This window comes from Mycobacterium sp. E796, from assembly GCF_001672815.1.
GTDB lineage: Bacteria > Actinomycetota > Actinomycetes > Mycobacteriales > Mycobacteriaceae > Mycobacterium.
This window is the reverse complement of the sequence record NZ_LZKK01000193.1, coordinates 1-19,316: the sequence shown is the minus strand read 5'-3', so window position 1 is coordinate 19,316 and position 19,316 is coordinate 1. Positions and strand designations below refer to the sequence as shown.

16 protein-coding genes are annotated in these 19,316 nt (G+C 67.4%); 3 read left to right on the top strand and 13 right to left on the bottom strand.

Annotated elements, in window-relative coordinates; all coding sequences use genetic code 11:
• The first annotated feature begins 272 nt into the window (after nt 1-272).
• Nucleotides 273-959 (top strand): helix-turn-helix domain-containing protein, encoded by a 687-nt coding sequence (locus A5706_RS14140; protein WP_068131541.1) that lies wholly within the window; start codon nt 273-275, stop codon nt 957-959.
• A 55-nt stretch (nt 960-1,014) separates the two neighbouring features.
• Here A5706_RS14140 and A5706_RS14135 read toward each other — a convergent pair whose 3' ends face one another.
• The 9 genes from A5706_RS14135 to A5706_RS14095 all read right to left on the bottom strand — a co-directional run bounded on the left by A5706_RS14135 (nt 1,015) and on the right by A5706_RS14095 (nt 12,736).
• Complete coding sequence (locus A5706_RS14135; protein ID WP_068131639.1) at nt 1,015-1,917, bottom strand: SDR family NAD(P)-dependent oxidoreductase; 903 nt, start codon at nt 1,915-1,917, stop codon at nt 1,015-1,017.
• 129 nt (nt 1,918-2,046) lie between these two features.
• Nucleotides 2,047-4,809, bottom strand: coding sequence for a LuxR family transcriptional regulator (locus tag A5706_RS14130; RefSeq protein ID WP_197517827.1), 2,763 nt, complete (start codon nt 4,807-4,809; stop codon nt 2,047-2,049).
• 74 nt (nt 4,810-4,883) lie between these two features.
• Complete coding sequence (locus A5706_RS14125) at nt 4,884-7,595, bottom strand: LuxR family transcriptional regulator (protein WP_082964367.1); 2,712 nt, start codon at nt 7,593-7,595, stop codon at nt 4,884-4,886.
• A 167-nt stretch (nt 7,596-7,762) separates the two neighbouring features.
• Nucleotides 7,763-8,224 carry a cupin domain-containing protein gene (locus tag A5706_RS14120; RefSeq protein WP_231985295.1) on the bottom strand — a complete coding sequence of 154 codons (462 nt, stop codon included), beginning with the start codon at nt 8,222-8,224 and terminating at the stop codon, nt 7,763-7,765.
• Nucleotides 8,225-8,289: 65 nt separating this feature from the next.
• On the bottom strand, nt 8,290-8,994 hold the full coding sequence (locus tag A5706_RS14115; RefSeq protein ID WP_068131539.1) for a nitroreductase family protein: 705 nt from the start codon (nt 8,992-8,994) through the stop codon (nt 8,290-8,292).
• A 25-nt stretch (nt 8,995-9,019) separates the two neighbouring features.
• Nucleotides 9,020-9,670 carry an HD domain-containing protein gene (locus tag A5706_RS14110; protein WP_068131628.1) on the bottom strand — a complete coding sequence of 217 codons (651 nt, stop codon included), beginning with the start codon at nt 9,668-9,670 and terminating at the stop codon, nt 9,020-9,022.
• A 109-nt stretch (nt 9,671-9,779) separates the two neighbouring features.
• Nucleotides 9,780-11,150 (bottom strand): NAD(P)/FAD-dependent oxidoreductase, encoded by a 1,371-nt coding sequence (locus tag A5706_RS14105; RefSeq protein ID WP_068131538.1) that lies wholly within the window; start codon nt 11,148-11,150, stop codon nt 9,780-9,782.
• Nucleotides 11,151-11,238: 88 nt separating this feature from the next.
• Nucleotides 11,239-11,889 carry an HD domain-containing protein gene (locus A5706_RS14100; protein WP_068131626.1) on the bottom strand — a complete coding sequence of 217 codons (651 nt, stop codon included), beginning with the start codon at nt 11,887-11,889 and terminating at the stop codon, nt 11,239-11,241.
• Nucleotides 11,890-12,034: 145 nt separating this feature from the next.
• Nucleotides 12,035-12,736: an alpha/beta fold hydrolase gene (locus A5706_RS14095; protein WP_068131535.1), complete on the bottom strand. Its 702-nt coding sequence runs from the start codon at nt 12,734-12,736 to the stop codon at nt 12,035-12,037.
• 497 nt (nt 12,737-13,233) lie between these two features.
• Between A5706_RS14095 and A5706_RS14090 the strand changes: the two genes are divergently transcribed.
• Together A5706_RS14090 and A5706_RS14085 are read left to right on the top strand one after the other, a co-directional pair.
• The gene (locus A5706_RS14090) at nt 13,234-14,148 is read left to right on the top strand and encodes a GlxA family transcriptional regulator (RefSeq protein WP_068131624.1); all 915 of its coding nucleotides are present in this window, start codon (nt 13,234-13,236) and stop codon (nt 14,146-14,148) included.
• A 24-nt stretch (nt 14,149-14,172) separates the two neighbouring features.
• Complete coding sequence (locus A5706_RS14085; RefSeq protein ID WP_068131533.1) at nt 14,173-15,189, top strand: TIGR03617 family F420-dependent LLM class oxidoreductase; 1,017 nt, start codon at nt 14,173-14,175, stop codon at nt 15,187-15,189.
• 20 nt (nt 15,190-15,209) lie between these two features.
• On the opposite strand, the gene A5706_RS14080 is transcribed toward A5706_RS14085, so the two are convergent.
• The 4 genes from A5706_RS14080 to A5706_RS14065 all read right to left on the bottom strand — a co-directional run.
• Complete coding sequence (locus tag A5706_RS14080; RefSeq protein WP_068131532.1) at nt 15,210-16,541, bottom strand: FAD-binding oxidoreductase; 1,332 nt, start codon at nt 16,539-16,541, stop codon at nt 15,210-15,212.
• Nucleotides 16,542-16,548: 7 nt separating this feature from the next.
• Nucleotides 16,549-18,246 carry a thiamine pyrophosphate-dependent enzyme gene (locus A5706_RS14075; RefSeq protein WP_068131531.1) on the bottom strand — a complete coding sequence of 566 codons (1,698 nt, stop codon included), beginning with the start codon at nt 18,244-18,246 and terminating at the stop codon, nt 16,549-16,551.
• A 76-nt stretch (nt 18,247-18,322) separates the two neighbouring features.
• The gene (locus A5706_RS14070; RefSeq protein WP_068131529.1) at nt 18,323-18,988 is read right to left on the bottom strand and encodes a helix-turn-helix domain-containing protein; all 666 of its coding nucleotides are present in this window, start codon (nt 18,986-18,988) and stop codon (nt 18,323-18,325) included.
• 98 nt (nt 18,989-19,086) lie between these two features.
• Nucleotides 19,087-19,316: hypothetical protein (locus A5706_RS14065; protein WP_156767115.1), on the bottom strand; the 230-nt coding region annotated here is incomplete at its 5' end.

Sequence of the window (19,316 nt, the reverse complement as noted above, 5' to 3'; positions counted from 1 at the left end):
CCAAGTGCCCATATTCACACTCCTCGTTGATGAATAGTTGTGCGGTCCAGAGCAATCCCGAGAGACTGGTTCGTCCAGTCCCGTCTTCCAGTGCTGCTGTCGCGTTTCAACATGACCCTGGCCGTCCCTGCCGAGATGACCGAATTTGTGTTCCGATGACCGGAACACCCCAGGGCAGCGCGGCTATTTTGCGGCAAGACTGCTGTAAGGCAGCTTTGAGGGCGTCGTCTATCGGGTCCGCGTTCGAGTCGCGGAATAGCTATCATCACCTGGTGGGCTCAGAGAGTTTTGATGAGTTGTCGGGCGCTGAGTTGGCCGGATCGGCCGAACAGGAATCTGCGCCGACGAGTGCGCTGCACAGCGCCTTCGCGCTACTCCGCGCGCTCGGTCGGATTCAACGGCACCCGGTCGGGGTCACACGACTCGCCTCGGAGACGGGTATCCCCAAAACGACGGTGCACAGACTTCTCGAGCAGCTCGCGGAAGAAAACGTCGTGCGGCGCGAGGACCGAAGGTGGACCCTCGCCGCCGGCCTGCATGAATTGGACCGTCGGCGTGGCGATCTGGCCCGCGTGGCACAGCCCCGGGTGCGATCCATGTCGCTGGCCACCAATGCGTCAATATTCCTTTACGACGCGTCGGGCAGCCGATTAAGCGCCATGTGCCGCGCGTACGGGTCGGGGTTTGCCGGCATCTTGAGCCCCTCCCAGCAGTCCCTGGGGGCCGAGAGCCCGGAATCCGCTGCCTCTCAAGCGCTCTACCGTGGGTCCATGGCGTCCGAGTACGGCGCGGTACACCCGGAGTGCTCGTGCATCGCCACACCGTTCGCGCTTCCCTCGGGCGAACCCGGGATCATCGCTTTCGCTCACCCCACGCGAAAAGACCTCGAATCATTCAAGCGACCGCTGGACCGCGTCGCAAAACTCATCCAGTCCGACATGCACCGCATGGCGTGCTGACACTGCCGGCCGCCACCCGGCGCCGGGCGGGCTGCCGCGGGCGCCATCCGGATTCCTAAGCCAACCCGGCCGGTCTCAACAGATCCGACATCCCGACGCGGTGCAGCATCTCTGCCCTGAGCCGGTCGAGCACCGCGAAGCCGACGTCGGCGCCGTCTTGCGCCGGGTCGATGTGAACGCGAAACGGGCGCTGCCCGAACGGGGTCTCGACGACCTCGACGACCGCGTCGGCAACCACGGAGGCGTCGGCGTCCGGAGGCACAATGACTTCGAAGGCCTCCCTAACCCGGGCGCCGAGACCCGCGTACGGTCCGGTCTCATACTCATCGACCACCGTCCGGTCCGCGGGTGAGCAGGCATCGGCGAAGTGGTTGGTCCCGCTGGTGAACGCGCCGGGAACGATGATGGAAGTCTCTATGCCCCATCGGGTTAACTCGCATGCATAGGCCACCGCGAGCGAGTCCATCGCGGCCTTCGCCGCGAAATACGGTGCCAAATAAGGTGGCGTCCCCCCGGCGCAACTGCTGCTGGACACCCACACCAAGAGGCCGCGGTGCTGTCGCCGCATGTGTGGCAGCACTGCCCGGTTGACCCGCTGCGTGCCAACCACGTCGACGTCGTACAGCTCGGCCAACTGATGTGGGGTGAACGCCTCGGCCGGACCGAAAGCCATACGACCGGCGTTGTGCACCACCACGTCGATGCGGCCGTTGGCGACGAAAATCCTTTCGATCGCGGCGTCCACCGAAGAGTGCGACTGCACGTCCATTTCAACTGTCCGCAGCTCAACGCCATTGTCCTTCGCGAAGTAGCCGATCGCTTCGACCTGAGATGCGTTGCGGCCGTTGGTGTCACGCATCGACGCGTAGACCGTGTGGCCCGCCAACGCGAGCGCCTCGGAGCTCAGCCGACCGAAGCCACTCGCTGCGCCGGTCACCACAATCACTTCCTCACCCATCAAAGAAGCTCCGTCTCACTCACGTGTGCGGCTATGCGTCGAGCTTGGCACCGGTGAGCCGGCAGTCGCATCCGCCGGTGGCTAGTCGATCGGTGAACGCCGCGCCAACCTCGCCACGTTCTTCTCCGGCTAACTCAAGACATATTCGAGCTGGCTGCGAGAGGTGATGTCGAGCTTGGCGAAGACCTTACGCAAGTGGTACTGGACAGTTTTGGCGCTGATAAACAACCGGTCGCCGATCTCGGGGTTGGACAGCCCATCGCGGGCCAGGCGGGCTATCTGGGTCTCTTGGGCGGTCAGTTCAACGGTGCTCGTAATGGCTGTGCGTTTGCGGGCGGTTGTACCGATGGCTACCAGTTCGCGCTGCGCTCGCTCCGCGAACGCAGCCATACCCATGGTCTCCAGCATGTGGAGAGCAGTGTGGAGCTGCTCGCGCGCGTCGACGCGTCGGCGTTCCCGGACTAACCACTCGCCGTAGACCAGGTGTGCGCGGGCGAGCTCGGTGCGGACGCGGCTGCTGCTGAAATGCGTGATCGCCGACTGGTAGAGGCGCTCGGCGTTCTCCCCCTCCGAGATCAGTGCGCGCGAGCGCTTTTCCACCCCGAGCGCCCAGTCGGTGCCGCTGGCGGCAGCCATCTCGGCCAGCCAACGGACGGCGACGGTCGCGGTCTCGGTCATCCCGCTGCGTACGGCGGCCTCTATGAGCTCTGCCACGGCCCAATTCGCTATGCCTGGGTAGCGGACATCGGGGTACTCCTGGTGGTAAAGAGCCAGCTGGGCGGCGGCCATCGCCTCCGGGTAGTCGCCAAAGCCGTTGTGCAACACGGCCCTCGTCCACTCGGCGCACGCCACCCCGATGCCTTCGCCGCGCTGGGCCACCTCCCTGTTGGTGGCCTCGATCAGGGCGAACGCCTCTGCCTTCCTTCCGCGCATCGCGGCGAGGCGCATCGCGGTGTAGGGCGCAAGGTTGCTGCCCGTCGCCTCCGTGACCGTCGATTGCTCGTCGATCAGGCTGCTCGCGGCGGTCAGGTCGCCGACCCACAACAGCATCATGGCCCGCGTGCTCAGGGCAAGCGGCAGCTCGTTCAGGGCGCCGACCTTACGGGCGAGCTGGAGGTAGCGGACCGAGAGTGCGTCCCAGCGCGCGTCATCCCACAGGTGCAGGGCCACCAGGTTGATGAGCCACATCCAGCGCAGCTCCTCCTCAGGCGACATGCGCCTGCCGAACGTTGTCAGCGCGTCCTGCAGCCTGGGCACCGCTGCGGCGTACCCGTCGACGAAGTTCGCCGCCAGGCCGTCAAGAAGGACGTCGGGCGGGCGGGGAGCGTGCGGTGGTCGCGGGGCCGCCGCTGCGGCTCGGGCCACGGCTAGCACGCCGCCGCCGCGGCTGGCCAGGCGCCCAGCGAACGCCGCGGCGTTGATGGCGTCGAGGTAGGTCTCCCTGGCTAGACCGGGCTCGATCGGCTCGAAGCGCCTGGCAGCCATCAGCAGCAGGCGGGGAGCGTCGCCACCCCGGCTGGTGGCGAACGCGATTTGAGCCCGCAGAAGGTCGACGCGCGCCCGTTGCAGCTCGTCGAGCGGGCCAGCTTTCGCCATAGCCAGCAGGGCGGCCGCCGCATCGAATGCGCCCGCCTGTACCTTCGTGTGCGCCGCGGCGAGCGCCCGTCCGGCCCGCCTCGCCCGGTCGGGCGTCAACCGTGCGGCGCGTTCGAGAAACGCGGCGGCGGCGGCCAGCCCGCCCCGCGCCAGTACCTGGTCGGCGCAGCGCTCCAGCTCCTCTGCGATGTCAGCGTCCGGGCCCGAAGCGGCCTCGGCCAGATGCCAGACGCGGCGGTCGGGATCGAGTGCTGCATTGGTGACCTCCGCAAGCGCGCCGTGGACCGCTCGGCGCTCGGCGGGTGACGCCGACCAATAGGTCGCCGAGCGCGCCAGGGGGTGCCGAAACCGCACCCGGGTGTCGATCTCGGCCAGACCCGCCTCCGCCGCCTCGGCCGCGGCCGAAGCCGAGATACCCAGCCGCTCCGCCGCAGACCAGACCAGCGCTGGATCGCCCGTGGGATCGGCTGCAGCGACCAGGAGCAGGCGTTGGGCGTCTGCGGGCAATGCGGCGTGGCTACGTCGGAAGCTCTCCTCGACGGCACCTGCGAGCGGCACCGCCGCGGGCAGCCCGAAACCGCCGGCAAGTTCTGCCGGGGTCATGCGGCGTGGCAGCTCCAGCAAGGCCAGCGGATTACCGCCCGTCTCAGTGACGATTTGCTCGCGCACCCGTCCTTCCAGTGACCCCGGCAGTGCCGAGTCAAGGAGCGCACGCGCATCTTCTTTCGGCAGACCGCGGACTTCCAGCTCCGGCAGGCCGGCCAGTTCCACTCCGGGCACTCGGGTCGCGAAGACAATGCCAACCGCTTCCGCCCCGAGGCGGCGAGCGACGAACGCAAAGGTCTGCGAGGAGGCGCGGTCCAGCCACTGCTGATCGTCGATCAGGCACAGTAGCGGCTGTTCGTCGGCCACGTCCGACAACAAGCTCAGGACGGAAAGGCCGATCAGAAACTGGTCCGGCACCGACCCGAAACTCATGCCGAATGCAGTCTCCAGGGCTTCCCGCTGCGGCGCCGGAAGGCGCCCAAGCCGATCGAGCATGGGGGCGGACAGCTGGTGCAACCCGGCGAACGCCAGCTCCATCTCCGACTGAATCCCCGCAGCGCGCACGACCTTGCAGCCCGACGCCTGCGCGGCCAGATACTCCAAGAGGGCCGTCTTGCCGACACCCGGCTCACCACGCACAGTGAGAGCCCGACTCTCGCCGGCGCGCACCGCGGTCACCAGTCCGTCGAGCACACCCCGTTCGGCTTGACGACCAATCAGGCTCAGCTCAGTGCCCTCGCGCTGCGACACAGAACCGACGCTATCCGAGCCTCCGGCCCACCGCACGCAAGGTTGTTACCTCCGCAGCGGGCAACGTCGGCGAGTCAGAGGACGCGAGCGAGCTGGCTGCGTGAACTGATATCCAGCTTCGTAAACACTTTTCGCAGGTGGTATTGGACGGTTCGAGCGCTGATGAATAGCCGCGCCCCTATCTCGGGGTTCGACAGCCCGTCACGGGCCAAGCGCGCGATCTGGGCTTCCTGCGCGGTAAGTTGTCCTCCCTCGGCGGAAGCGGTCGTGCGTTTGCGCGCGGTCTCCCCGGTGGCCTGCAGCTCGCGCCTTGCCCGCTCGGCGAAAGCCTCCATTCCCATAGCGTCGAGCATCGCGTGCGCCATTCGCAGCTGCGCCCGAGCGTCGGTGCGACGACGCTCGCGACGCAACCATTCGCCGTACAGCAGGTGAGCGCGGGCCAGTTCCGCACGAATGCGGGTGCGCGCGAGCCGCGCGATCGCCTCGCGGTACAGGCGCTCGGCATCGGCGCCGTCTGACAGCAGTGCGCGCGAACGTACTTGAACACCCAGTGCCCAATCGGTGCCAGCGGCATTCGTCAACTCCGTAAGACGAGCAAGCGTGTCCGTCGCGGTGTCGGTCCTGCCACAGCGCGCTGCCGCCTCGACGAGTTCGACCAGGCACCACCCCGACGTGCCCAGGTCCATTTGATGTTCGACAGCGTGTTGCGCGGCGGCCATCGCCACGCTGTAGTTTCCAATGCCGTTGTTGAGCAACGCTTCCGCGTGCTCGCCTACGCTTAGCCCGATACCCTCGCCGCGGCGCATCACGTCTTTCGTCGTCGATTCGACGAGCGCAGAAACCTCAGCCTGGTCGCCACGAAACGCGGCCTGCAGCAGGGCGCCGTAAGGCGCGAGCCCGGCGCCTGTCGCCTCGGTCACTACCTGCACTTCCTGCACGAGTGCCTCAGCGGCCCTTAGTTCACCGGCGAATAGGTGCATAACTGCGCGCGTGCTCAAGGCGAGCGACAGTTCCGTCAATACGCCGGTGGTACGGGCAACCTCGACGTGCCTCTCCGAGAGCACATCCCAGCTCTTGTCATCCCAGAGATCCAGCGCGGCGATGCCCGCCAGCCACAAAAACCGCAGCGCCTCGCCCGACGACCCAACCGCCGCGCTCACCGCGCGGCGCAAGGTCTGCACCGCCACCGCATACCGGTCGGCGAACCGCGCGACATAGCCGTCGAGCAACAGGTCGGACAGGAGCGGTGTTGGCGGACGTGGCGATGCCGCGGCGGCGCGGGCCACGTCCGCGACCCCGCAACCGGCCGCCAATCGACCGGAGAACATCGCCGCCGACATTGCCTCCAGATATGTTGCGCGCGAAAGCGCTACGTCGACGGGCTCGAGCTGTTTGGCGGCCTTGAGCAGCAGCGGCGGCGCGTCACTACCGCGGTTGGTGACGAACGCCAGCTGAGCGCGGACCAGGTCGACGCGTGCACGCTGGAGGTCGTTCAACGGCCCGGCCTCGGCTCGAGCTATCAGGTCCAGCGCAGCATCGAATGCACCGGCTTCGACCTTGGCCGCCGCAGCGTCAAGAGCGCGCTGCGCGCGCTTGCCCGGGTCGAGGGTTAAAACCGTGGCGCGCTCAAGAAAGGCTGCGGCGGCGGCCACCCCACCACGCGCGCGCGCGCGATCGGCCGAACGCAGCAGCTCGATGGCGATGTCCTCGTCCGGCTTAGCCGTGGCGTTGGCCAGATGCCAGGCACATCGGTCCGGATCCAACGTCGAATCTGTGACACCCGCGAGGGCCCGGTGGACCCGTTGCCGTTGCAACAGCGAACCCGAGTGGTAAGCCGCCGAGCGGGCGAGCGGGTGCCGGAACCACAGCCGAGTGCCGAGCTCCACCAGGCCGGCATCGACCGCCGGTGCGGCAGCGTCGGCGCCGACCCCCAGTTGCGCTGCGGCTGACCAAATCAGGGCCGGATCTCCCGTCGGCTCCGAGGCCACTACGAGTAACAGCTCGCGGGTCGGACCTGGCATGGCGCTGATGCGCCGCCGGAAGCTCTCCTCGACGGTTCCGGAAAGCCTTGCGGCGCTTGGCAGTCCGAATCCGCCCGCCAGCTCTTGGGCACTCAGTCCGCGCGGCAGCTCAACCAATGCGAGTGGATTGCCGTGCGTCTCGGCGACGATCTGATCGCGTACCTGCGCGTCCAGCGGCCCGGTCAGCACCGTGTCCAAGAGCGCACGGGCTTCAGCATCCGGCAGGCCACCCACCTGGAGGCGTGGCAACCCCGCGAGGTCGCGACCCGGCACTCGCGCGGCGAAGACCAGCCCGACGGATTCGGCGACCAGGCGCCGTGCCACGAACGCAAGCACCTGCGCGGACGCACGGTCGAGCCACTGTTCGTCATCGATCAGGCAGACCAGCGGCCGCTCGTCCGCCGCCTCGGAAAGCATGCTCAGGAAGGCCATTCCAACCAGAAACCGGTCCGGTGGCGGCCCGGCGATCATGCCGAAAGCCGTCTGCAGAGCCTCGCGCTGCGGCCCGGGAAGCTCCTCGAGGTGGTCGACCATCGGGCCGCACAGTTGGTGTAGCGCGGCGAAGGCAAGCTCCATCTCGGATTGGACACCGGCCGCACGTATCAGGCGGCAGTGGAATGCCCGCCCCGCCAGGTAATCCAGGAGCGCGGACTTCCCGACGCCCGCCGCGCCGTGAATCAGCAGCGCGCGGCTTTCCCCGGCGGATATCGCTTCAACAAGCTGATCGAGAACCGCGGTTTCGGCTTGCCGGCCGATAAGCTCCACGGCCCCCCGCCTACTTGGCAACCTCGATCGGAATAGGCACGACTCGACGCTATACCAGCACGATGCCTACCCGTAGGCGGTACGCACGTCGGATACCGCGATCAGTGTGACGATCTTCGGTGACAGCGACGAAATCTCGGCCTGTAACCGCCTAAGCTGGCCGCCCGTCACCCCGAGAACGCGGGCACGGTGATACCGACCGCGGCGTTTTCGTCCGGCGTCGCCAGCCGGTAGCCGTAACGCCCCGCAACCTCGACGAAGCGCGCTACCTCGCAGGCGGTCGGTGGCGCGGAGCCCACCGGCCGGCCGACCTCGCGAAAAAACCGGCCCATGCGCGCCGTCGTGATGATCAGGTCGACGGCCGGCTCTTGTGAGACGTTGCGGTGTGCGTGCGGGACGTCGCCCGGCACCCGAACGTAATCCCCGGCGGGAGCATCGCGCCATTGAAGGTCGCCGCCAACCTCGACAAGCACCTGTTGGCTGCCCGCCAGGATGTAGAAATCCTCGAAGTCGTTGTGGCTGTGCAGCGGGATCACCACCCCCGGCGGGATGACCGCGCGCATGACGCAGAACTGATCTTCGTCCGGCGGAGTCATGAATTCCACGACAGGTCCGAACACTTCCAACATGTCCGCATTATTGGCTGATGTCATGCTGTTCTCACGGTCCAGGCGACGGAATGGTTCCCGCACCACTATCCGACCGCGGCTAATCCGGTCTCCGCCTTGCCTTCAGGCGACCACAGCGGCTCCGGCACCTCGACACCGAACGGCGCATCCCAGTGGTTGCGGGACGAAACCTCGTGCACGGGGCGACGATTGGCTGCCACGCCCCACTTACCCAGTGGGTAGCCGAGGGTCAGCATGGCCGACATCTTCCAGCCCTCCTCGACGGGCACGCCCAGCATCTCGTTCACCTTGTCCCGGAAGTTGTTGAGCACCATCGTCATGACGCCGCCGACGCCCTCGGCCCGGGCGGCCAGCAGGGCGCTCCAGATCGCGGGGTAGATGTTGGCGCCGCCGAGATCGTCGATCGCGAACACGAAGAGCAACAGGGGAACCTCGTCGAAGTGGTCGGCCAGGTAGTTGCCGGAGCCCTTGATCCGGCGCATCGTCTCGGCGTGGGCGGCGAGGTCCGCGCCGGGCCCCGGCACCACCATCGGTCCCTGCCCCGTGCTGAACTTCTCGTATTCGAGGGCGCGGGCCTGCCGGAACAGTTCGCCGAACTCGTGGATGAGTTTCGGATCGTCGACGGCGACAAAGTGCCAGCGTTGAGTGTTGCCACCGTTGGGTGCCCGGACGGCCGCATCGAGGATGCGGGCCTGCACGTCCAGCGGGACCGGGTCCGGCCGCAACCGCCGCATCATCCTGGTGGTGTACAGCGCCTCGTGGATCTCCATTTGTCCGCTCCCTTCCATGGGTCGGTTATTCGGGCCAGTTGCTGTTGAGAACGAAGTCGACCATGTTCCCCCGCTTGAACGCAGGGTCGAAGTGCGCCAGCACGTCGGCGTTCATCGTGCCGAAAGTCGTGTCGGGGCGGTGCTTCATGCCGTCGTTGAAGGCCGCCAGGATGCGGTTCTTGAAGTCCGGACGGGGATGGGCGGCGGTCACCGCGTCGACCGCGTCCGGGTCCAGGGCCTCGAGCCCCACGCCGACCACGTCGGTCTTGACACCGGCTGCCAGCAAGGCGGTTTCGGGGTCGAGGCGCGCGGGAACCTCGGGCGTCGAGTGCAGGGCGATGCCGAGCCACACCTTGTCGGCGTCGGCCTGTCCGACGCCGCGCTCGAGCAGGAAGTCGCGCGCCGTGTCGGCGCCGTCGATCTCGAAGCGCTGCGTCGACGCCCCGTAGCGCGCGGTGAGGCCGAGGTCGTGGAACATCGCGCCCACGTACAGCAGCTCCGGGTCCGGAGCCAAGCCGAGCCGGAGCCCGTGCAGCGAGCCGAACAGGAACACCCGCCGGGAATGGTGGAAGAGCACGTCGTCTTCGGCGCCGCGGATGAAGTCGGTTGCGTCCCGGACCACTGCCGTGTCGGGGATGACGATGCCGGCGACCGTCTCGATGGACTGGATTGCCATGATCGCTTCTCCTTCGTGGACTAGCTCCATCCTCCGGTGCCGCGCGGCCATTCACCGGTGCCGTTCGGGCCGTCTTTCCCACAGAATCCGACACGCGTCCACGGTGTCCTTACCTCGTTGCGGATATGCGCTTGCGTGGTCTGGCGATCGTCTGCAGCATCGTCGACGGATGGAACAACTCGGCGCGTTCGCTGACCATGTTCATCATCCGCAGGAACTTCTGGACGATCACCGGCTCGGTCTCCGCGGCGGACAGCACGTGGTCCAAGTAGGCGTTGCGGAGCCGCATGGACACCGTTCGATTCCCGGCTATTTGCGGCAACGCCAGGTCAGAAGCCACGGCGGCCCGCCACGCCACGCCGATCTCTTTGGCGGCCTGCCCAAAGAACCGCCGCGGCAGGCCTTGTTCGCCTCCCTCGAGACAGTCACGCAGGATCAGCGCCTCGATGGCGGCCACCGACATTCCCTGCCCGTACAGGGGATTGAAGTTGCACATGGCGTCGCCCATCACGATCAGCCCGTCGGGCATGCGCTCCAGCTTGTCGTAGCGCCGCCACCGGTTGGAGGGGAACTTGTACTGCGCGACATCGGTGAGTGGTTCGGCGGACCGCGCGGCGGCCAGGGCATGCGGGGGCGCGACGTCGGTCAGGCTGTTGAGCAGAGCCGCGCGGTCGGTGGGCACCGGCCGCCCGGCCATCGTTTGCACGGCGAGCACGTAGGTGTCGTCTTCTCCCCCGAACATCGCGAATGCGACGGGACGCCCGGGCTCGGCCGCGTTGATGATGAAGTTCTCCCGCAACGTGCCCGGCGCTACGTAGACGCGCATGCTGGCGTACGTGACGTGCACCGTCAATTTGTCTTCGCGTGGAGGCCGGTAGCCGAGTTGCTCGAGCAACAGCGGTGTCCTCGAGCCACGCCCGGTGGTGTCCACGACAAGATCGGCCGTCAGGGTCCGTTCGGCACCGGAGTCGCGCGGAGCCAACACGATGCCCGTCACGCGTTCGCGCTGCGGGGACGAGGTCAGCCGCACCACGTCGTGGGCATCGAGGAACTTCACGTTGGGAATGCCACGCACGCGGCGACGCAAATTCCACTCGAGAAATGGCCGGTGCGCATGGTGAATGACGATGGACTCCGGGTCGGGGACCTTGCCGGAACGAATCAGCGGATGCCCAGAGAAGGTCAACCAGAGCCGTGACAGGTCGCCGTCGTTCCAGACGCGCGCCCCGCCGGCGACCAGCTCGTCGAGGAATCCGGGGAACAGCCGGTCCATGATCCCTGCCGCCCGGGTCGGCAGGGTGTGGGGTTGGGCGCCCTGCGGCACTCCGCGGCGGGTCTGCGGCCCGTCCGGCAGGACGTCGCGTTCGACCACGGTCACGGTGTCGTAGAAGTCGGCAAGCACCCGCGCGGCCAGCAGCCCGCCGATGCTGGCCCCGAGAACTATTGCGCTGCCTTTGGATTCGGACGCGGTTGTCGACAAGCTGTCTCCTTGTGCCCAGTGTTGAGAGATCGGTGGCGTAGCGATGCGCCCGCGCAGGCGGGCGCATCGGAATCAAATAGAGTGACGCCTATTCGGGCCAGGTGTTGCCCAGGATGATGTCGACGAAGTTGTCGCGGGCGAACGCCGGGTCGAAGTGCGCCAACACGTCGGCGTTGACTGTGCCGAACGTGCTGTGCGGGCGGTGCTTCATGCCGTCGTTGAAGGCGGCCAGGATGCGGTTCTTGAAGTCCGGCCGGGGATGGGCGGCGGTAACGGCGGCGAGGGCCTCGGGCGACAGGTCGTCGCGGCCGATGCCCAGGACGTCGGTTTCGACACCCGCTGTGACCAAGGCGATTTCGGGTTCGAGGAACTCGGGGATGCCGGGCGTCGTGTGCAGGGCGATGCCCAGCCACACCTTGCGGGCGTCGGCCTCGTCGACGCCGTGCCGCAGCAGGAAATCGCGGGCCGCGTTGGCGCTGTCCACCTCGAAGCGCAGGGCGGATGTGCGGTAGCGCTCGGTGAGGCCGATGTCGTGAAACATGGCGCCGGCGTAGAGCAGTTCCAGGTCCGGTTGCAGGCCGCGGCGGCGGCCCTGCAGCGCACCGAACAGGAACACCCGGCGGGAATGGTCGAAGAGCAGATCGCCTTCGGCGTCGCGAATGTACTCGGTGATCTCGCGCACCAGCGGGGTGTCCGGTACGACGACGTCGGCGATGGTTGCTATCGGCTGAGTAATCATGATCATCTCCTGGGTTAAGCGACCTGCAGCCAGTCTGCGGGCGCGCGGCCACGTCGACCCATGGCGATTGCGCCGTCTTTACCCCAGATTGCGACAATGGAACCGTCGCGGAAGTCGATGCCGCGCCCCCGAGTGGTGGTCATCGTCAAGCGGCGAGGATTGCGTTAGCCACCTCGTCGGGGTGAGTGAGCAATCCGTTGTGCGTCCCGGGAACCATGACTGGCCGGACCCCGATCCGGGCGGCGGATTCGGCAGCCGGTCGGGGCATGGCCACATCGTCCTCGCCGGCGATGTAGGCCATCGGAATACCGAGATCGCCCGCGTCGAAGTCCAGAGCGCCGAGGAAGTAGCCACCGGGCTGAGGCGTCAGCAGGTCGGCCACTAACAGCTGCACGTCGCGAGAGACGCCCTGCATCAGTTCCTGCTCAAGGTATTCCAGGGTGGCCGGCACGGCGCCAACCGGCGATTCTGTCATCCACCGCAGCGCGGCGAAGCGCTTGTCGGCCGGATTCTCGTCGATCATGGACCTGAAGCGCACCGGCACATGCGCGTTGTAGTACACGAGCTTCTCCACTCGGCGCCCAAGCAGCCGCGCGGCGCCTGTCGCGGGAAATCCGCCCCAGCTGTGCGCGACCAGGATGACGTTGCCGGGCGCCAGCCGTCGCACCTGGTGGGCGATGTACTCGATCGCATCTCGGAGCTCGTAACCCCATGGGTTATCACCGTCATTCATCCCGGGCAGAGTCAACGTGATCACCCGGTGACGCGCCGCGCGAAGCCGCTCCGCGACCGGCCGCCACGACCAGGCTCCGTGCCAGGCACCCGGAATCAGAACGTACGTCGACACGTGTTCTCACCGCGTCCGTAGGTGCCGTGCTCGTGTCGGGTGGCGCGCACGCTCGCGGCCAGATCCCAGGTGTCGTTCTCGCTTTTTTGCATTGTGTCCTTATCTTGTTGAGTGCAAACGCTTTCGGATCCGCGACCATCCCGCAGCGTCGTCACCAGGCGGGACAGTTCGCGGCATAGCCTGCCGAGTCTGGGGTGCCTCTATTCGGGTCATGAGTTGTTGAGGATGATCTCCACGAAGTTGTCACGCCGGAACGTTGGGTCGAAGTGTCGCAGCACATCCGCATGCACCGTCCCAAAGGTGCTGTGCTCATGATCAACCTGCTGAGTTGGGCGATACTGGCCGTCTGCACCGCAGAACGCAGCGAGATCGTCAATCGTTAACCGGCCACCGCAAGCCGGCGCGACATCTTTCCCACAGGTTGCGACAATGGGCCCGTGGCTGAAGCTGGTGCGCGGTCGCGGGTTGTGGTCATCGTCGTCTTCGATGACGTGACGATGCTGGACGTCGCGGGGGCGGGCGAGGTCTTCGCCGAGGCCAACCGATTCGGCGCCGACTATCAGCTGAAGATCGCGTCGGTGGACGGCCGCGACGTCATCACCTCGATCGGCACCCGGTTGGGCGTGACGGACGCGCTTTCGTCGATCGAGTCGGCCGACATCATCATGGTCGCCGGGAGCGACAACCTGCCGCGGCGGGCGATCGATCCCGCGCTCGTCGATGCGGTCAAGTCGGCCGCGGACCGGACCCGGCGCCTGGCGTCGATCTGCACGGGGTCGTTCATCCTGGCGCAGGCCGGCCTGCTCGATGGCCGGCGCGCCACCACGCACTGGCATGACGCCCGGTTGTTCGCCCGGGCCTTTCCTGACGTCGCCGTCGAACCGGACGCGTTGTTCGTCCGCGACGGCGACGTCTTCACGTCGGCCGGGGTGTCGTCGGGCATCGACCTGGCGCTGGCGCTCGTCGAAATGGATCACGGCACCGAGCTGGTCCGCGACGTGGCCCGGTGGCTGGTCGTCTATCTCAAGCGCGCGGGTGGTCAATCGCAATTCTCGACTCTGGTCGAGGCAGAGCCCCCGCCGCAGTCGCCGCTGCGCAAGGTCACCGAGGCGATCGCGGCCGACCCGGCGTCCGACCACAGCGTCAAAACGCTTGCCGCGCAAGCCTCCCTGAGCACGCGGCAGCTGACCCGACTCTTCCAGTCCGAACTCGGCACGACGCCGGCCCGCTATGTCGAGATGGTGCGCATCGACGCCGCCCGCGCCGCGCTCGACGCCGGCCGCGGCGTCGCCGACACGGCCCGCATCGCCGGGTTCGGCAGCGCCGAAACCCTGCGGCGCGTGTTCGTCGACCACCTCGGCGTCTCGCCGAAGGCCTACCGGGACAGATTCCGGACCGCGTCCCGCGGCTAAGTGACGGGAGCATACTGTTCCGCCATGCACATCGACGTGATGGCGATCCCGCAACCGTTGGACCGGGTCGGCGACCTGGCCCGTCGCACGCAGGCCGCCGGATTCTCCGGCCTGCTGCTGACTGAGACCGGGCGCACGCCCTACCTCAACGCCGCCGTCGCCTCGCAGGCCGCGCCTGGCCTGGAGCTGTCGACCGGTGTCGCGGTGGCCTTCCCGCGGAGCCCCTTCATCACCGCGGCCACGGCGTGGGAACTCCAGGAGGCGACCGGCGGGAAGTTCCGGCTCGGCCTCGGCACGCAGGTTCGCACGCACGTCGTGCGGCGCTACGGCGTGGCGTTCGAGCGCCCGGGCCCGCGGCTGCGCGATTACGTGCTCGCGGTGAAGGCGTGCTTCGCCGCGTTCCGGACGGGCAAGCTCGACCACCACGGCGAGTTCTACGATCTCGACTTCATCAGCCCGCAGTGGAGCGCCGGGCCCATCGACGCGCCGGACCCGAAAGTCGATGTGGCGGCGGTGAATCCGTGGATGTTGCGGATGGCGGGCGAGGTGGCCGACGGCGTGCACGTCCACCCGCTCGGCGAGCCGGGGTATCTCGCCCGTCACGTCGTGCCCAACATCGCGGACGGGGCGGCGAAGGCGGGGCGCTCGGCGTCGGACATCGCGTTGATCGTGCCGGTGATGACGATCGTCGGCGACACCGACGAAGAGCGCGACCACGAGCGGGAGTCGGTGCGCGCCAGCATGTCCTTCTACGGCAGCACCCCCAACTACGCGTTCATCTGGGACGAGGCCGGGTTCGAGGGGACGACGGCGCGCATCCGCGAGAGGCAGAAGGCCGGGGACTTCGCCGGGATGGCGGCCCAGATCAGCGACGAGCACATCGCCGCCTTCGCCACCGAGTCGACGTGGGACGGGCTGGTCGACGCGCTGACCAAGAAGTACGGCGGGATCGCGACGCGGTTGGTCCTTTACAACGCGCAGGGCGACCGCGAGCGCTTCGAGCGCTACGGCGAGGTGGCCCGGCGTATCCAGGGACGGTAAGGGTTAGCATCGCGCCCCGCCTACCGGCGACGCACGACATTGGATCTCTTGTCCTCGCTGACGCCGGGAAGTGGGATGGCGGTGAAAACACCGTCGGGGTCGTAGTGTTTCTTGGCGGCGACGAGTCGGATGGCATTCTCGCCGTACGCATTTGCGATCTGCTCGTGGTCGTCCGGCCCGAGCAGGTTGGCGTAGCCGCCGGGCAGCGCGTGCGGGGCAAGCGCGGCCGAGGCCGCGTCGGCCCAGGCGCTAGGTCGGGCGCTGTCCTCGCCCTCCCAACCGGCGACGATCTCGACGACGAAATGTGGGCGTCGGTTCGCGAAAGCGGTGTCGTCCGGGGCGATGACGGTCGAAGCACCGTGACAGTGGTGAATGGAGATGCCGCTAGGGGTGGTCAGTGTCCGGCCGATCTCGAGGAGCGTATCGATGACCTCTGGCGTGTAACCCGCGATCGTGCGGGTGCGAATCGCCCAGCAGTGTCCACGGACGTCCCACGCGGCGAACAGACTCGGCCATTCGCGGTACGACATGGACGCGACTTGGGCGCTCAGCGGCGTTCCAAGCTTAGTGAGCGCATCGACGGCGGTTTGGCCGGAAAGAAGATCGCCGCTCCAGGCCGGGGCTAGAAAAACCGCCGGAGTGCGGTCCGGGCCGGACATCACTCCGCTTTGCACGGTCAGCTCGTCCGGTGCCGTCGACAACACCTCACCAAGCCCACGCCACACCGTCGCCGCCTGCGACCACGGAAACAGGATCATTCCGCCGATCAACCGGTCGAGCGGATGCAATTGGACGCGCATGGAAGTGACCACGCCGAAGTTGCCGCCACCGCCGCGCAGTGCCCAGAAAAGCTCCGGCTCGTGAGTCGCGTCGGCCGTCACGATCCGACCATCCGCCAGGACGACCTCGGCGCCGAGCAGGTTGTCTGACGCCAGGCCGAACCGCCCGTTGAGCGGTCCATAACCCCCGCCGAGCGTCAGGCCGGCGATGCCGACACCACCGCAGCTGCCAGTGGCGGCGACCAGCCCGTACGGCGCGACCGCGTCGATCAGGTCGGCCGCGATGACACCCCCGCCCACTGTTGCGACCCGGGCCCTGGTATCGACTGTGACACTTCGCATCCCGGACATGTCGATAACCAGGCCGCCGTGGCAGACCGCGCGACCCGCCCAATCGTGGCCGCCGCCGAGCACCGAGAGCCGCATCCCGCGCTCCCGCGCCACACGGATGGTTTGCGCTACGTCGCCCGGTGACTCGACCCGTACGATCAATGCCGGACGATGTTGCACCGCCCCGTTCCAGATCAACGGCGCACCGTTGGCGGCCGCGCCGATCGCATCGGTCTCACTCATTTGGCTCCTACGGTTGGACTACGACGTCGAGCAAGAAGGTCTGTCCCGACGCGACAGCGTCGAGCGCACGGTCTACTGCCCCGGCCAGCTCGTCGCGCTTCTGCACGCGTTCACCCCTACCGCCGTAGGCTTCGGCCTGCTTCACGTAGTCGGGTGTTGGCTCAATGACGTTGCCGACGAAGTTCTCTTCGCGGACCGCAGCGCCACCGGGGTAGTACTTGAGGAGATTCCGGGTTTGGGATGCGTATTGCCGGTTGTTGCACAGCACGATGAACAGCGGGACGCCGTATTCCTGTGCGAATCCGAGGGCAGCCGGAACGGGATTGTAGTGCCAGGCGCCGTCGCCGACGATGCAGACGACCGACCGACCCGGCCGCGCGAGTTTGACGCCGAGTGCGGTGCCCAGCCCGGTGCCCAGTGCCCCCGCCCACCCGCGATACTGCTGGAAAGGCTTGCGGGCGTATAGGAATTGAATCATCTGCGGCACTTGAGACGTGATCTCATCGACACAGATCGCGTCGTCGGGCAGCGTCTCGTGCAACGCGTCGAACAAACTGGCCGCGGGAACGAAATCGGTTGCTTGCGAAGCCAACTGGCGAGCGTCTTCGATGCCTTTGGCGCGGACGCTTTGCGTATAGCCGGCCCACCGCTCGCCGGACTTGGCCGGCGCAGCCGAGCGCGTTCGCAGATTGGAGGCGAGGGCGGCCAAGTTGTGCGGGAGGTCCCCCGCGACCGCCTCTGTGGTGGGGTAGCCCCAATAGGCGGCTCGCGGGCGCAGCGGGTCTTCCTCGAGGTGGATGACGGCGCACCCTGGGCGTAACACCGTATTTGGCGGATGCCATGGTCCGTTGCAGCCGGCCACGAGTACGGCGTCGGCTTCGCCCAGCACCGCTTCCACCGGCCCCGCCCCGTACAGCGGATGCGACCGCGGGAAGTTGTGATAGGCGGGATTCCAGAATTCGAATACGGGCGCCGACAGCGCCTCGGCAATTTCTACCAGGGCGTTGCGGTCCGCGCCAGTGCGCCCGCCGTGTTCGGTGATGATGATGGGATTGGTTGCGCCCATGAGAATTTCGGCCACTCGCTCGATATGCTCTGGTGTCGCGACCACCGGTGCGGGGGAAACCCACGCGGGGACGCCGGCGTGACCGTCGGCCATCAACAACTGAAACGGAACCTCCAGCAATGTCGGTCCCGTTGGGACGGACTCGGCGATGAAGCGGACCCGCCGGAGTTCATGAACAAGATCGGAAGGCGTGCGTGCGCGCTTCGCCCACTTGACTACGGCTTCGCCATGCCGCGCCGGGCCAGCATGGTCGGTCAGCAGTGAGGGCCATTCGGCACCGGGATCGCCGTCGGGGTCATCACCGTAGCTGAGCGTGTCGGGTGACAGCACCATCATGGGCGTGCGCTCCTGCAGCGCGGTGCTCAGGGCCATCGACGCGTTTTGAACTCCCAGCGATGTCGGCAGGAAGACGACCTGGCTTCGGCCGGTGGCCTTGTAATAGCCCGATGCCAGGCTCACCGCCAGCGACTCATGACGACAACGGAAGTAGCGCGGCGTCATGTCAACGGCCCGCCGGGCGAGCGCTTCCCACACCGGCGCCATCACGGCGATGGGAGAGGCGAAAATGCAGTCCACGCCCTGAGATTCCAACTGCGCCAGCAATACTTCCGCGCCGTTCTTGGCCGCATCTCCCGTCACACTTGCGACGTTAAGAAGCGACGGGCGCCCCGGCCAGCCCGTGCCCACTCAGTGGGTTTTGCCGCCGGTCACCCGTTCACGGCGTGCGAAGGAGACTGACGATCCGGGTTCCGGTGGCCCTGGTGGCAGCCAGCAGTCCGAGCGGAGGGCGCCGTTGGGCGATGACCGTCGACACGGCAGCCGCCCCATCGCCCCCGAGAGGAATCGCTATGGCAACGCAGCTGAGATTCGCCTGTACGTCGCCGGCATCCACTATTGGTGCGGTGCGGCCTATTTCGGCGTAGGCGCGGGCGGCCGCCGTGCCCGACGGCACCTTGGCTCCGGGCTCGGCCGTGAACACCCCTGGGACGCGGGCGTCCACCGCGTCCAGGAACACCGGTTCACCGCCGATCACCGCAGACAACTGAACCGCAGCCCCCGTGGCGGTTGCGAGTTCGGCGATCGGTCGACGGGCGGCCACCCGCAGTTGACGCTCCGGGCTCACCCGCGAACCCAGGCCCAACAGGCTTGCGCCGAGTCGATAGCGGGTCCCTTCACGCCTGACCGCCCCGACTGCGATCAACTGCTGCAGCAGCCGACGGACCGTCTCCCGCGGGATCCCGCTCGCATTCGCCAAGTCAAGCACCCGCACCGGTTCCAACGCACCCACGTGTTCGAGCAGTTCGAATGCGCTCTCGATGACGCCCCGACTCTCGTGGCGAAACGAACCGCCCGTCGCGCCCGCATGCCTTTCCGAGGACATGCCCACCGTCGACTCCTTTAGCCTCCCGTTGCCGGCACCGATATCACGCCGTGCAAATGCCAACGCGCGAACCCGTGCAATCTATGCCGGCCCCGCATTTACTTGGTGGCGTTGTACTTGTTGATCGCGTCGTCCAGCCGTTGCAGCGCCGCGCCGTAGCCGGCGAAATCACCCTTCTTCTGGGCGTCTTTCGCCGCGCCGAGCGCGGCCTGGATCTCCTGCAGGGCAGCGGCTTTGGCCGGCGACAGCGTCGTCGAGCCGTCCGGCGACGGCGGCACCACCGCGGTGGGCGGCGGCGGCCCCGGGGGAGCGGCGGGGGCCGGGGGGC